The following is a 13,801-nucleotide window of genomic DNA, read 5'->3' on the forward strand; positions in this document are numbered from 1 at the left end:
GCAAAAAGGATTTCCACTCAAGCCGGGGCGCGGTGATCGCCAATTTTTACCATTATTTTTATAAATTTAAATTTATCGAAAAAACAAAATTAAAACATGACAAAAAAACTCAATATATATTTCACAGCAGGAATTCCAAAACTGGAAGACACCAGCGAAATCATGAAAATAATCCAGGATTCTGGTGCACAAATGATGGAAATTGGGATGCCATATTCTGATCCGGTTGCAGATGGACCAATAATTCAACACGCGCACGAACTGGCATTAAAAAACGGAATGTCAATCGAAAAACTTTTTTCACAATTAAAATCTGTTAAAAATGAGATAAACATTCCAATAATTTTAATGGGTTACATCAATCCTGTTTTGAGTTTTGGTTTTGAAGAATTTTGTAAGAATTGTGCTGAAGCGGGCGTAACAGGATTAATTATTCCAGATTTGCCACCAGTAGAATTTGAAAAAAATTACCAGAAAATTTTAGAAAAATACAATCTAAATTTTACCTTTTTGGTAACACCAGAAACTTCTGACAAACGCATAAAATATTTAGATTCTTTAAGTTCTGGGTTTCTTTACGCAGTTTCAAGTTCATCAACAACTGGAAATGAAAACAAAGCCGTAAATAACGAAGATTATTTACAAAAACTTTCCGAAATCGAATTAAAAAATCCTTTGTTTATCGGTTTTGGTATTAAGGACAAAAATGATTTTGAAGCTGTTACAAAAAAATCAGATGGTGGAATTATTGGTACCGCATTCGTTAATATTTTACTAAATGAAAAAGATTGGAAAGAAAAATCAAAGGATTTTATTCATAGCATAGTAAATTAATTTTCTTAAATTTGGCTTATGAAAGCCTTGTTTGAGCATAAATTTCTAAATGTGCTAATCAAATAATTTAATGTAATGACTGCTACACAAAATAAAATTTTACAATTTGAAGATTTAGGGTTAATGGATTATCAAAAGGCATTTGATTATCAGGAAAATCTAATGCAGTCTATTATTAAACAAAAATTATATAATCGTGACAGAACCGATGGAAATTTTGAGGAAACTTCAAATTTTTTATTATTTGTAGAACATCCGCATGTTTACACGCTAGGAAAATCTGGTGATGAACATAATATGCTTGCAAATGCCGATAAATTAAAGGAAATTGATGCTACATTTGTGAAAACAAATCGTGGCGGTGATATTACCTATCACGGTTTCGGGCAGTTGGTGGGCTATCCTATTTTAGATTTAGATAATTTTAAATCTGATATTCACCTTTATATGCGAAATCTGGAGGAAGTGATTATCAGAACTATTGCAGAATATGGTTTAAAAGGCGAACGCTCTGAAGGTGAAACTGGCGTTTGGCTGGATGTTGGAAAACCTTATGCTAGAAAAATTTGCGCTTTGGGTGTAAAAACTTCGAAATGGGTAACAATGCACGGTTTTGCGCTAAATGTAAATACGAATTTAAAATATTTCGATTACATAATCGCTTGCGGAATAAAGGACAAAGGCGTTACATCGCTCAAAGCAGAGCGCGAAAAAGAATTTTCTGCCCAAGAAATTGTTGAATTAAAAAATAAAATTAAAAAACATTTTGAGGAAGTGTTTGAAGCAGAAATACTTTAATTCTGAAAATAATCTCAATATCTATTTTTCTTTTTGAACTTATTTCATAATTATAATATGTTCAAAAATTATATCTAAAAATTATTAATCCAACAATTAATATATTTTTTTTATCTTTGTATAAATCATAAAATTAAAATGGCAGAATATAAATTATTACTTCCGTCAATGGGAGAAGGCGTAATGGAAGCTACGATTATCGACTGGCTTTTCACTGAAGGCGATCAAGTAAATGAAGATGATTCTGTTGTAGAAATTGCGACCGATAAAGTAGATTCTGATGTTCCGACGCCAGTTTCGGGGAAAATCATCAAAATTCTAAAGCAAAAAGATGATGTTGCTAAAGTCGGTGAAGCGATTGCTATTTTAGAAACAGAAGGTGCAAATTCTGCCGAAAAACCTTCTGAAAATACAGTTGATATAAATATTGATGAAAATTCTGATGTCGTAAAAGGCCTAGAAGAAGCAATTAATGCTTCTATGTCGGAAACTGGAAGTAATGCGCAAATTACTGAAAACGCTGGTTTTCTTTCACCTTTAGTAAAATCTATAGTCGAGCAAGAAAATATTTCCAATCAAGAGTTAGAAAGCATCAATGGAACTGGTTTGGAAGGTAGAATTACTAAAGAAGATATTTTAGATTTTGTCGCCAAGCGTGGAAATTCTAAAGGCGAAAATACAACTCAAGAAAAACCACAAACTGTCTCTATACCTGCTCCTACTCCACCAATTCCGTCTGCTCCTGTTAAAGTGAATGCTGGTGATGAAGTGATACAAATGGATCGTGTTCGAAAAATTATTGCCGATGCAATGGTCAATAGCAAGCGCATTTCACCGCACGTAACATCGTTTATAGAAAGTGATGTAACCAATGTGGTGCGATGGAGAAATAAACATAAAGATCTTTTAATGAAACGTGAAGGCGAAAAATTGACGTTTATGCCGATTTTCGTTCATGCTATTGTAAAAGCGATTCAAGATTTCCCGATGATAAATGTGTCTGTGGACGGTGATAAAATTATCAAGAAAAAAAATATCAACATTGGAATGGCAACGGCGCTTCCTGATGGAAATTTAATAGTTCCGGTTATTAAAAATGCTGATCAACTTTCACTTTTAGGTTTAACTAAAGCGATTAACGATTTGGCTTATAGAGCGAGAAATAAAAAATTAAAACCAGAAGACACACAAGGCGCAACTTACACCATTTCTAACGTGGGCGGTTTCGGAAATCTTATGGGAACGCCAATTATTCCGCAGCCACAAGTTGCGATTTTAGCAGTTGGTGCAATTGTGAAAAAACCAGCGGTTTTAGAAACCAAAGATGGAGACGTGATTGCCATTAGAAGTTTGATGTTTATGTCGCATTCTTACGATCATCGTGTTGTTGATGGTTCTTTAGGCGGTATGTTTTTAAAACATGTTCACGATTATTTAGAAAATTGGGATTTAGAAACTGAAATTTAAAACTTTAAAGCCTTCACAAATTGTGAAGGTTTTTTTATTTTTTTTACATTCAAACTATTATATTTGTTAAAAATCTTCATTATGAAAAAATACTTTATTTTTTTAATTGTTTTTAGCCAAATTTTATCTGCACAATTCAAAGATTTTAACACTATAAAAGAAGTTGAAGTTCGCAATAAAGGTTTGGTGGTTTCCGCTCATCCTTTGGCAAGTGAAGTCGGCGCACAAATTTTAAAAAAAGGTGGAAATGCCTTTGATGCTGTAATTGCAACACAATTGGCATTAGCAGTCGTTTATCCGCATGCGGGCAATATTGGCGGTGGTGGATTTTTAGTAGGCTACAAAAATGGAGAAAAATTTACTTTGGATTATCGGGAAACGGCGCCAGAAAGAGCATCTGCAGATATGTATTTGGACGCAAAAGGCAACGCAAATACAGATTTATCACAAAACGGAAGATTAGCAGTTGGCGTTCCAGGCTCGGTTTCGGGTTTTTTTGCAACATTAAAATATGCAAAGTTACCGATGAAAGAATTAATTCAACCTGCAATAGATTTAGCCGAAAAAGGCTTTGCAATAACAGCCAAGCAAGCTTCCTTATTAAACGAAACGAAGGCAGATTTTTTGAAGCATAATAAAAATAAAATCGCTTTTGTAAACGAAAAACCATGGAAAGCAGGCGATTTATTAATTCAAAAAGAATTGGCAAATACTTTAAAAAGAATACGAGATTTTGGCGAAAAAGGCTTTTATGAAGGTGAAACTGCAAAAGCAATAGTTGCAGAAATGAAGCGTGGAAATGGCATTATTACTTTAGATGATTTAAAAAACTATAAAACAAAAGCAAGAAAACCTATGGTTTTCGACTATAAAGGAAACGAAATAGTTTCAATGGGTTTGCCATCAAGCGGCGGGATTCTTTTAGCACAAATGCTGAAAATGAGCGGTTACCAAAATCTTGAAAAATTTCAGCAAAATTCTGTGCAAGCCGTTCAACCAATGGTGGAAGCAGAAAGACGTGCTTACGCAGACCGAGCAGAATATATGGGCGATCCTGATTTTATAAAAGACCAAACTGCTAAATTAATTTCTGATGACTATCTTAAAAATCGTTGGAAATCTTATAATCCTGAAAGAGCAACGCCGAGTTCTGAAGTAGGAACTATTATTTCTCAACCTGCTGAATCTACAGAGACAACACATATTTGTATCATTGATAAAGACGGAAATGCCGCTTCTGTAACAACGACTTTAAATGGTTTATATGGAAGTAAAGTTGTGGTTTCTGGCGCAGGCTTTTTCTTAAATAATGAGATGGATGATTTCTCTGTAAAACCTGGCGTTCCGAATATGTACGGCGCAGTTGGAGGCAAGGCAAACGCCATCCAACCAGGGAAAAGAATGCTGAGTTCTATGACGCCTACTCTAGTTTTAAAAAATGGAAAAATTTTAATGGTAGTAGGAACGCCTGGTGGAACGACCATTCCAACGTCTGTTTACCAATCTATTGTAGATGTTATTGATTTTAAAATGGACGCAAACCTTTCTATAAATTCTCCAAAATTCCACCACCAATGGTTGCCAGAAGTAGTTTTTGTTGAAAAAGATTTTCCTGAAAGCACCATTAATTCTTTAGAAAAAATGAATTATAAAGTTGAAAAAAGAGATAAAATTGGAAGAACAGAAATGATATTATTAAATGCTGATGGCAGCACTTCTGCCGTTGCTGATGGGCGCGGCGATGATTCTGTGGGTGTTGAGTAGGATAATTTAAGTAAAAAAGTCTCGCAGATTTATTAGATTTCGCAGATTTCATTTTTATTGAAAACCTTTTGAACCTTATAAATCTGCGAGAAATAATTTTAAGGCTTAGAAAAATAGGCTTCCAAAATATTAAACCGACTTTCAAAAATAAACTTCACTTTATTTAAAACTATTTTTCCAGCGATTAAGTCTCCAATAGTGCCCAACGGCATTTTAAAGTTAAGTAAGTCTATCATTAAAGTTTCAGTTTCTGATATTTTTTTGAAATGATGCTCGTGGTGCCACATTGCGTAAGGCCCGAAACGTTGTTCATCTACAAAAAACTCTTTGTCTTTTAATTGTGTAATTTCCGTCACCCAATTAGATTTTACAAAGGGTAAAATGCCAATTTTATAGGTAATAATTTGCCCTGGATACGTTTTATCTGGAGGATTATTGGTGATGTTAAATTTCATTTCGGCGGGTGTAATTTTGTCTAAATTTTTTGGTGTAGAGAAAAAATCCCAAGCTTGATCCAAACCGATTGGCAAAACCTGCTCCGAGGTAAGCGTGTAAATTCCTGATTGTTTTTTGATATCTAATTTCATTTTTTGAATTCTATTTTTTTTTGTGGTCAAAATTAATCGCCGAATATTCTAAATATTTATCGAGGATTTTCTTAAGGCCTTTTTTATTTATTTTTAAGTGATGTTCCACTTCTTTTTCAAATATTCAAAGACCAGCAAAATACCGTACATTAAAGAAAAACAGTAAAAGGAATCTTCTAAAGGCATCGTTCCTACTCTATAGCCTAAAATTTCTGCGCTATTGTAATACACAACCGGATTTTCTGAATAAGCGCCCGTCAAAGCATTATTAACAAAGAAAAACGGAATATAAATGATAACAAAACTTAAGTAAAAACGCTGTGCATATTTAAATTTAAAAATCAATTGCATTAGCATTAACAATGAAAATAAACCAAAACTGCAAAAAGTGTAAATTTTATCTGTGTGAGAAACTGCGATAAAAAGTGAGAAACCAAATAAAATTGAGGTAATAATATAGGTGGCTTTTCGAGATAATTCGGGCTTTGGAAAAAAATATAATAGTGAATAATGAATAAAAAGGCTTGAATAGGGAATTAATAAAAAGAATAACCATTCTTCTAAAGGCAATTTAAAAATGTAAATGCCAAGTAAATATTGCGCACTAAAACCCCAAACATTCTGATAAGTGAAATAAATATCCCACGCGAGAAAAAACAAGCCTACTAAAATAATTGCGCTGAAAAATGGCTTCCAAAAGCGAATGAAATGCATCATTTTTCGCTCAAAACTGAACGCAAAAGGGATTAAAAAAGAAAAAATATCCAGAAGAATGTAGTAATAGTTCATTGCTACATTTTAAAATATTTTAGGGGCACATAAAGCATTCCGAAACATTCGCCGTCTTCTTTGCCAAGATGTTTATGGTGAATTTTATGTGCTTTTCGCAAGCCTCGCAAATAATAATTATTGGTTTTATCAAACCATTTGAAACGGCGATGAATCAATACATCGTGTACTAAAAAATATGCAATTCCGTAAAAAAGTATGCCTAAACCGATAAAAAATAAATAATTTATTCCTCCTCGCGTTCCGAACCAGAAGAGCAAAATACTGGGAATTGCACCAACCACAAAGAAAAAATCATTTTTCTCAAAAACATGGGGATAGCCGGGTTGATGATGATCTTCGTGAAAATACCATCCAAAACCATGCATCACATATTTATGGGTAAGCCAAGTTGCTACTTCCATCAATGCAAAAACTGCAATCGTAAGTAAAATATAAAATATAATCTGCATTTTTTTAATTTTTTAAAAAGCCATCAATTTGCTTCACTAAAGTCAAATCTTTAGAATTCTTATAATTTTCTTCAATAAATTTCTTGTCCTCTACAATATTTTTGTTGTAGCCTAAAAAACTTGGCATTTCAACTTGGCAAGTGTAGCGCATAAACCGAATCTCTAGATTATTGGGTGCTTTTGCAACAGCAGACTCCAAATATTTTTTACCTTTCTTAAAATAAGACATTTTCGAGAAAGGATTGATGGCATGTTTTGCCATAAAAAAGTTGCCCACACCAATATAAGATTCATAAACTGGAGATTTCGTTTCTTGGAAATCGTGTTTTGCTTTTGCCAAAAATTGCTTTGTAGCGAGTTCTGATTTCTCTGATTTTAGCATGAGATCTGTGTACTCTGTCCTACTATTTTGCGCTTCCATGAGGCCTATTACAAATATTAGTAAAAAACATATTTTTTTCATTAGAGCAAATTTAAGTTTTTTGTAACTAAAAGTTCACACATTAAGTACGCTTTTCTAGCATTACTCACACGTATTCTTTTGGTTAACAAAACTTTGGGCTCTGTATTTTTTATTTTTCTGAATAAATTCATATAATAGCGATAAGCCATAAAAACTGCTAATTTACTAGAAATTGGCAGCATTTTTATTCCAATTAAGGCTTGTTCGAAATCAATTGCGATATCTTTTTCTATGGTTTTTTTATCTTCTAGCGTAAAATTATTAAAATCTACACCTGGGAAATACATTCTATTTAAAACTAAAAAATCGGCTTGAATATCGCGTAAAAAATTAATTTTTTGAAAAGCGGCGCCCAAACTTTTAGCAAAAGGTTCTAGTTTTTTAAACTCATTTTTGTCTCCATTCACAAATACTGTAAGACACATAAGGCCGACTACTTCTGCGCTGCCATAAATGTAAGCATCATATTCTGCTCGATCTTGGTAATTAATTTCACCCAAATCTTTGTACATAGAATCTATAAAAGCGTCTATTAAACTTTGATCTATTTTGTATTTTTTTACGGTTTTAGTGAAGGAGTGCAAAATAGGATTTAGAGAAATCCCTTTATTCATCGCGTCTTCATACTGATTCATAAAATCGTCCATCAATTCACGTTTCGGAAAATCGTGAAAAGTATCTACAATTTCATCTGCAAATCTCACGAAACCATAGATATTGTAAATTGCCTCGCGAATGTCTTCCGGAAACAGCAAAATTGCCCGCGAAAATGAACTGCTGTAAGATTTCGTAACTAATTTGCTACAATTAAAACTCACTTGGTCGTGTAAATTCTGTGTCATTTATTATTTATTTTCGTCATTGCAAATTATGCGAAGCGATTTTTTGCACTTTTTATTCTTAAAACTGTAAAACTTTCAAAAAACAAAGCCATTCAACTTATAAATTTTCCAACTTATATTTCAAAAATAGTCAATTCTTTTTATTATATGAAATTAATTATTTTTTTCTATTCTCTTTAAAATATAATCTGTTACAACTTTACCGGAAATCAACGCTGGCGGCACACCAGGCCCAGGAACAGTTAATTGACCAGTATAAAATAGATTTTTTAACTTTTTATTGTCTATCTGGGGTCTTAAAATAGAAGTTTGCATCAGTGTGTTTGCTAATCCATAAGCATTTCCACGACAAGAATGATACCTTTCTTTAAAATCTTGTACGCCAAAACTTCTTTTAAATAAAACGTGTGGTTTTAGATCTTCACCCGTATTTTCTTTAATTCTATCTAATATTAAATTAAAGTAATGCTCATGAATTTCTTCAGATTCTTCCAAATCTACAGCGACGGGAATTAAAAAAAACCCAACTTCTTTTCCATCTGGTGCCAAATCTAAATCGGTTATACTAGAAAAGTTTGCATAAAACAGAGGTTTCACCGGCAATTTTGGTTCATCGTAAATATCTTCCGAATGTTTTTCAAAATCAGTATCAAAAAATAAATTATGATGTTGCAAACTATCTACTTTCTTATCGAAAGCGACATAATATAAAAAGGAAGAGGGCGCAAATACTTTCTTTTGCCAATAATTTTCTGAATAATTTCTAAACTCCTTGTCGAGCAGTGTTTCTGTGTGTGCGTAATCTGCGCCAGAAATCATGATATCTGCGGTATAATTTCCTTTATTTGTTCTTACATTTTTTACTTTATTTTCAGTAGTTTCTATTTTCGAAACCTCTTCATTTAAGTGAAATTCAACACCTAATTCTGTCGCTAATTTTGCCATTCCCTTTGCAACGGCATTAAAACCGCCTTTCGGATACCAAGTTCCTAAGCCAAAATCTGCATGATTCATAAAATTATAAAAAGCAGGCGTTGCACTAGGTTTCGCGCCAAGAAATAAAACTGGAAATTCCAAAATACTTCGCAATTTGGGATTTTTAATATTTTTGCGAACGGTTTGCGATATATTTTGCACAAAAAGTGGCAAGCGCTTCGCTGTTTCTAAACCCACCAATTCTAAAATCGATTTTCCCGGATTATAAACCAAATCTTGCATTGCAATTTCATAGTTTTTCTTGGCATCTGTCATAAATTTTCGAAGATGTTTCCCACTACCAGGCTCTATTTCTTCAAATTTTGCAATAATTTTTTCTGGCTCATCAGAAATATCTATAAAATCATCTTTACCAAAATAAACGCGATAGCTGGGTGATAATTTTTCAAGTGTGTAGTAATCTGACACCTTTTTACCGAAATCTGCAAAAAATCTTTCAAAAATATCTGGCATCCAATACCAACTCGGCCCCATATCAAATTTGAAATTTTCTTTCTCCCAAATGGAAGCACGGCCTCCTATTTGCTCATTCTTTTCTAAAACAGACACTTCAAAGCCCGCTTTGGCCATATAACAAGCTGATGCAAGAGCAGAAAAACCGGAGCCAATGATGAGTGTTTTTTTCATATAACAAATGTTTGGTACAAAAATATACTATTTTTAATACTTTAGAAAATATTTTTACTATTTTTGTACTTTAATTAATTAAAAAAATTATTAAAATGGAACATATAACAGTAGATAAAAAAACAATTCTTAAAATATATAGCGATTTTGTTTTAAGAAACAACCATGCACCAAAAAACGTTTATTCATTTTGTGAAGATAATAAAATTGCTGAAAATGATTTCTATATTTTCTTTGCAAATTTTGAACAAATCGAAAAAGAATATTTGATTTATTTCTTCGAAGAAAGTCTTTTACTTTTGGCAGATGATGACCAATTCGCAGAAATGAATAGCAAAACAAAGTTGCTAAGTTTGTACTATACTTATTTTGAGCAATTAACGATGAATAGAAGTTTAATATCCTATCTTTTACATCATAAAAAACCGTTAGAAAATTTAAAAAAAATATCCAAGTTGCGAACTTTGTTTATAGATTTTGTGAAATCTTTGGATATCGCTGCAACCAATTTAGATTTAGAAAATACCAGTTTGGAAAAAATTAAAAAATTGAAAAACAAAGGTATAGAAGAACTATTTTGGAATAATTTCTTGCTAACGCTTAAATTTTGGATGGATGATACAAGTTCATCTTTCGAGAAAACGGATATTTTTATTGAAAAATCTGTAGAAGCAAGTTTCGAATTGGTCAATACAAAACCATTGGAGAAATTATTAGATTTCGGAAAATTTATTTGGAAAGAAAAAGTGAGAAACTAGCAATATGAATACCTTAAATAAAATTCCGACCTCGAAGATACAGAGGGCATCTAAGTTGATTTCGACAGGTGCAAAAGTAGGTGTAAATTACCTTAAATATTACGGTGATAAATTCACCAAAACTGAAGAAGAAGCCAAAAAAACTTTAGATAAAAATAATGCAGAAGACATTTATGATAGTCTAAAAGAACTGAAAGGAAGTGCTTTAAAAGTGGCTCAAATGCTGAGTATGGAGAAAAATATTCTGCCAGAAGCTTATACTGAAAAATTCTCTTTAAGCCAGTTTTCAGTACCACCACTTTCCGCGCCATTAGTGTCGAAAACATTTAGAAAATATTTTGGTAAAAATCCATCGGAAATTTTCGATAAGTTTAGTTTAGATTCTGTGAATGCTGCAAGTATTGGCCAAGTTCATAAGGCTGAGAAAGATGGTAAAAAATTAGCAGTAAAAATACAATATCCCGGCGTTTCTGAAAGTATTTCGACGGATTTGGCGATGGTAAAACCTATTGCCATGAAGATGTTTAACATTAAAGGAAAAGACTCCGACCAATATTTTAAAGAAGTTGAAAATAAACTGTTAGAAGAGACCGATTACATCTTAGAAATGAAACAAAGCCAAGAAGTGGCAGAAAATTGTAAAAATATCGAAAATCTGCTATTTCCAAATTATTATCCTGAATATTCTACAGAGCGCATCATCACGATGGATTGGATGGAAGGTGTTCCCTTATCAACCTTTTCTAAAGGCAGCAAAAGCGATGACACAAGAAACAAAGTAGGGCAAACATTTTGGGATTTTTATATGTACCAATTGCATTATTTGAGAAAAGTACACGCAGACCCGCACCCTGGAAATTTCTTGGTAAATGAAAATAACCAATTAATTGCGATTGATTTTGGTTGCATGAAGGAAGTTCCAGAAGATTTTTACAAACCTTATTTTGAACTTGCGATAAAAGAAAATATCAACAATCCTGAATTTTTTGAACAAAAATTGCTTCAATTAGAAATTATTCGCGATGATGATTCGCCTGAAGAGCGCACGTTCTTTAAAGACATTTTTAAAGAATTATTAGTACTTTTTACCAAACCCTTACAAAATGAAACCTTTGATTTTTCTGATGATAAATTTTTCACAGATATTTCAGATTTAGGCCAAAAATATGCGAAAAACACCCAATTGAAAAACATGAATGCCAATCGGGGTTCAAAACATTTCATCTATATCAACCGTACTTTTTTCGGACTTTATAGTTTGATGCACGAAATTGGAGCTAAAAATGTGAAAATAAATAATTATCTTTCGGTTCCAAAAAATGATAAAAACAATTAAAAACAAACACATATGAGTTTAAACCTAGTAATTGACCTACTTGAAGAGGTTAAAGATTTTGAAGAAAAAAATCATAAAAGAAGTATAACTGTCGAAGATTTTAGAAATTTTTTAAACGAAAAAGCGTATCAGCAAGAAAACCCAGTACGTTTAGCAGGAAAATTTGACATGGAAGTTAATAATTGCGAAAATGAAATCGCAAAACAAGTAATTCTACTTGGTCGATACGCAAAGCAATTGCTCCGAAAAGGATTAGAAAGCCACGAGCACTTGGCGAATGAAGATTTTACCTATCTCTATCGTTTGATGGATTATGACTCTCTCACAAAAACGCAATTAATCGAAAAAAATGGCCACGAAAAACAGAGCGGTATTGAAATTATAAAAAGACTCACCAAACATGAATTAATCTCTGAAACACCCGATTCTGAAGATAAAAGAAGTGTAAGAATTTCCGTTACCGAAAAAGGAAAAACCGTTTTCAAAAACTCTATGCAGGACATCACCAGAGTTTCTAAATTATTGTGTGGAACACTCACAAATGAAGAAAAACTTCAATTTTTGGAAAGTTTAAAGAAATTAAACATTTTCCATAACACCATTTACATGAACAAAAAAGAAGAAAGTTTAGAAGAATTGGAAATGATGCTATGAGCGAAAAAATAAATATTTTTTGGTTCCGAAGAGATTTAAGATTAGATGACAACCACGGTTTATTTGTGGCGCTGCAATCTGATTTAAAAGTTTTACCCATTTTTATTTTTGATGAAGAGATTCTCTCTAAACTGCCGAGCAAAAAAGACGCTCGTGTTGAATTTATCCATAATTCTTTAGAAAAATTGAACGAAAGTTTAAAATCTATCGGCAAAGGAATTCAATACTATCACGGTAATGTTTTAAATATTTTTAAAGAATTAGTTTCAAAATACAAAATTGAAAAAGTCTTTACAAATGAAGATTATGAGCCACAAGCAATAGCGAGAGATTATGACATTGAAAAATTATTAATCTCTCAAAATATTGGTTTTGAAAGTTTTAAAGACCAAGTCATTTTTCACAAAGATGAAGTCTTGAAAGCCGATCAATCGCCTTACACTATTTACACACCCTATTCTAAAGTTTGGCTAGAAAATTTTAAAAAGGAACCACCAAAAAATTATCCTTCAGAAAAGCATTTAAAAAATTTAATTGATATTTCACCAAAAAATTTTGGTTTAAAAGACTTTGGTTTTGAAGAAACTGAAATTGATTTTCCATCGCAAAAAATAGATGAAAAACTCATTAAAGATTATGATATAAATCGCAATGATCCCTTTGCTGATAAGACTTCTCGCCTAAGTATTCATTTAAGATTTGGAACAAAAAGTGTTAGAAAAATTGTGGAAGAAACTAAAAATCTGAACGAAATATTTTTAAAAGAACTTATTTGGAGAGAGTTTTTTATGCAAATTTTGTATCATTTTCCAAAAGTTGTAAATCAAAATTTTAAGCCGAAATACGATGGGATTAAATGGTTGAATAATGGCGAAGATCTCAAAAAATGGTGTGAAGGAAAAACCGGCTTTCCTATTGTGGATGCGGGAATGCGACAATTGAACGAAACTGGTTTTATGCACAACCGCGTTCGAATGATTGCAGCAAGTTTTTTAGTAAAAGATTTATTGATTGATTGGCGAATTGGCGAGGCCTATTTTGCGGAGAAATTGCTAGATTATGAACTATCTTCTAACAACGGCAATTGGCAATGGGCAGCCGGAACTGGCTGTGACGCGGCGCCTTATTTTAGAATTTTTAATCCCACTTCCCAGCAAGAAAAATTTGATAAAGATTTTAAATACATCAAAAAATGGGTACCAGAATTTGGAACAAAAGATTATCCACAACCAATGATAGAGCATAAATTTGCACGAGAACAAACTTTGGAAGCCTATAAACTTGCTCTTGATGAAAAATAAAATTTATATAATTTTGTCATTAGAAGTACTTTAAAAGATTGAACTCCTTCGGAGTTCTTTCTCAATATTGTTCATTTTTTCTACAAAGATATTGCTCCTACGGAGCATTTTTATTTTTCGGAAAATTCAAAGA

Annotated in this window: 14 protein-coding genes; 8 read left to right on the forward strand and 6 right to left on the reverse strand. The window is 32.3% G+C overall.

What is annotated here, in order from left to right:
- Positions 1 to 96 precede the first annotated feature (96 nt).
- The 4 genes from trpA (at position 97) to ggt (ending at position 4,863) form a co-directional block, all read left to right on the forward strand.
- Positions 97 to 834: a tryptophan synthase subunit alpha gene (trpA, locus tag C4S29_RS13175; RefSeq protein WP_103914564.1), complete on the forward strand. Its 738-nt coding sequence runs from the start codon at positions 97 to 99 to the stop codon at positions 832 to 834.
- Positions 835 to 909: 75 nt separating this feature from the next.
- The gene (gene lipB, locus C4S29_RS13180; RefSeq protein ID WP_103914565.1) at positions 910 to 1,632 is read left to right on the forward strand and encodes a lipoyl(octanoyl) transferase LipB; all 723 of its coding nucleotides are present in this window, start codon (positions 910 to 912) and stop codon (positions 1,630 to 1,632) included.
- A gap of 138 nt (positions 1,633 to 1,770) precedes the next feature.
- A complete protein-coding gene (locus tag C4S29_RS13185) occupies positions 1,771 to 3,099 on the forward strand; it encodes a dihydrolipoamide acetyltransferase family protein (RefSeq protein WP_103914566.1) in 1,329 nt (442 codons plus the stop codon).
- Between the two features lie 81 nt (positions 3,100 to 3,180).
- Positions 3,181 to 4,863 (forward strand): gamma-glutamyltransferase, encoded by a 1,683-nt coding sequence (gene ggt / locus C4S29_RS13190; protein ID WP_103914567.1) that lies wholly within the window; start codon positions 3,181 to 3,183, stop codon positions 4,861 to 4,863.
- A gap of 98 nt (positions 4,864 to 4,961) precedes the next feature.
- Here the strand turns inward: ggt and C4S29_RS13195 are convergent, their stop codons facing one another.
- From C4S29_RS13195 to C4S29_RS13220, 6 genes are all read right to left on the reverse strand, one after another.
- Positions 4,962 to 5,450 carry an SRPBCC family protein gene (locus C4S29_RS13195; RefSeq protein WP_103914663.1) on the reverse strand — a complete coding sequence of 163 codons (489 nt, stop codon included), beginning with the start codon at positions 5,448 to 5,450 and terminating at the stop codon, positions 4,962 to 4,964.
- A gap of 93 nt (positions 5,451 to 5,543) precedes the next feature.
- Positions 5,544 to 6,239, reverse strand: coding sequence for a lycopene cyclase domain-containing protein (locus C4S29_RS13200; protein ID WP_103914568.1), 696 nt, complete (start codon positions 6,237 to 6,239; stop codon positions 5,544 to 5,546).
- A gap of 2 nt (positions 6,240 to 6,241) precedes the next feature.
- The gene (locus tag C4S29_RS13205) at positions 6,242 to 6,691 is read right to left on the reverse strand and encodes a sterol desaturase family protein (protein WP_185116968.1); all 450 of its coding nucleotides are present in this window, start codon (positions 6,689 to 6,691) and stop codon (positions 6,242 to 6,244) included.
- Positions 6,692 to 6,695: 4 nt separating this feature from the next.
- Positions 6,696 to 7,154 carry a hypothetical protein gene (locus C4S29_RS13210; RefSeq protein WP_146063328.1) on the reverse strand — a complete coding sequence of 153 codons (459 nt, stop codon included), beginning with the start codon at positions 7,152 to 7,154 and terminating at the stop codon, positions 6,696 to 6,698.
- The gene (locus C4S29_RS13215; RefSeq protein ID WP_103914570.1) at positions 7,154 to 7,996 is read right to left on the reverse strand and encodes a phytoene/squalene synthase family protein; all 843 of its coding nucleotides are present in this window, start codon (positions 7,994 to 7,996) and stop codon (positions 7,154 to 7,156) included. The genes C4S29_RS13210 and C4S29_RS13215 overlap by 1 nt, the downstream gene beginning before the upstream one ends.
- Positions 7,997 to 8,149: 153 nt before the next feature.
- Positions 8,150 to 9,619 (reverse strand): phytoene desaturase family protein, encoded by a 1,470-nt coding sequence (locus C4S29_RS13220; RefSeq protein WP_103914571.1) that lies wholly within the window; start codon positions 9,617 to 9,619, stop codon positions 8,150 to 8,152.
- A gap of 95 nt (positions 9,620 to 9,714) precedes the next feature.
- Between C4S29_RS13220 and C4S29_RS13225 the strand changes: the two genes are divergently transcribed.
- From C4S29_RS13225 to C4S29_RS13240, 4 genes are read left to right on the forward strand one after another with little or no spacing between them, the layout of a single operon-like run.
- Positions 9,715 to 10,377: a TetR family transcriptional regulator C-terminal domain-containing protein gene (locus C4S29_RS13225; protein ID WP_103914572.1), complete on the forward strand. Its 663-nt coding sequence runs from the start codon at positions 9,715 to 9,717 to the stop codon at positions 10,375 to 10,377.
- Positions 10,378 to 10,381: 4 nt separating this feature from the next.
- The gene (locus C4S29_RS13230) at positions 10,382 to 11,713 is read left to right on the forward strand and encodes an ABC1 kinase family protein (RefSeq protein WP_103914573.1); all 1,332 of its coding nucleotides are present in this window, start codon (positions 10,382 to 10,384) and stop codon (positions 11,711 to 11,713) included.
- A 12-nt stretch (positions 11,714 to 11,725) separates the two neighbouring features.
- Positions 11,726 to 12,367, forward strand: coding sequence for a MarR family winged helix-turn-helix transcriptional regulator (locus tag C4S29_RS13235; protein ID WP_103914574.1), 642 nt, complete (start codon positions 11,726 to 11,728; stop codon positions 12,365 to 12,367).
- Complete coding sequence (locus tag C4S29_RS13240) at positions 12,364 to 13,668, forward strand: cryptochrome/photolyase family protein (RefSeq protein WP_103914575.1); 1,305 nt, start codon at positions 12,364 to 12,366, stop codon at positions 13,666 to 13,668. The genes C4S29_RS13235 and C4S29_RS13240 overlap by 4 nt, the downstream gene beginning before the upstream one ends.
- Positions 13,669 to 13,801 lie beyond the last annotated feature (133 nt).

Origin of the sequence: Halpernia humi (assembly GCF_900108025.1) — a bacterium.
In the GTDB taxonomy this organism is placed as follows: Bacteria; Bacteroidota; Bacteroidia; order Flavobacteriales; family Weeksellaceae; genus Halpernia; species Halpernia humi.

Bases quoted from the DNA above. Each gene is read 5' to 3' on its own strand.
- trpA (WP_103914564.1), top strand. From the start codon at position 97: ATGACAAAAAAACTCAATATATATTTCACAGCAGGAATTCCAAAACTG.
- lipB (WP_103914565.1), top strand. From the start codon at position 910: ATGACTGCTACACAAAATAAAATTTTACAATTTGAAGATTTAGGGTTA.
- C4S29_RS13185 (WP_103914566.1), top strand. From the start codon at position 1,771: ATGGCAGAATATAAATTATTACTTCCGTCAATGGGAGAAGGCGTAATG.
- ggt (WP_103914567.1), top strand. From the start codon at position 3,181: ATGAAAAAATACTTTATTTTTTTAATTGTTTTTAGCCAAATTTTATCT.
- C4S29_RS13195 (WP_103914663.1), bottom strand. From the start codon at position 5,450: ATGAAATTAGATATCAAAAAACAATCAGGAATTTACACGCTTACCTCG.
- C4S29_RS13200 (WP_103914568.1), bottom strand. From the start codon at position 6,239: ATGAACTATTACTACATTCTTCTGGATATTTTTTCTTTTTTAATCCCT.
- C4S29_RS13205 (WP_185116968.1), bottom strand. From the start codon at position 6,691: ATGCAGATTATATTTTATATTTTACTTACGATTGCAGTTTTTGCATTG.
- C4S29_RS13210 (WP_146063328.1), bottom strand. From the start codon at position 7,154: ATGAAAAAAATATGTTTTTTACTAATATTTGTAATAGGCCTCATGGAA.
- C4S29_RS13215 (WP_103914570.1), bottom strand. From the start codon at position 7,996: ATGACACAGAATTTACACGACCAAGTGAGTTTTAATTGTAGCAAATTA.
- C4S29_RS13220 (WP_103914571.1), bottom strand. From the start codon at position 9,619: ATGAAAAAAACACTCATCATTGGCTCCGGTTTTTCTGCTCTTGCATCA.
- C4S29_RS13225 (WP_103914572.1), top strand. From the start codon at position 9,715: ATGGAACATATAACAGTAGATAAAAAAACAATTCTTAAAATATATAGC.
- C4S29_RS13230 (WP_103914573.1), top strand. From the start codon at position 10,382: ATGAATACCTTAAATAAAATTCCGACCTCGAAGATACAGAGGGCATCT.
- C4S29_RS13235 (WP_103914574.1), top strand. From the start codon at position 11,726: ATGAGTTTAAACCTAGTAATTGACCTACTTGAAGAGGTTAAAGATTTT.
- C4S29_RS13240 (WP_103914575.1), top strand. From the start codon at position 12,364: ATGAGCGAAAAAATAAATATTTTTTGGTTCCGAAGAGATTTAAGATTA.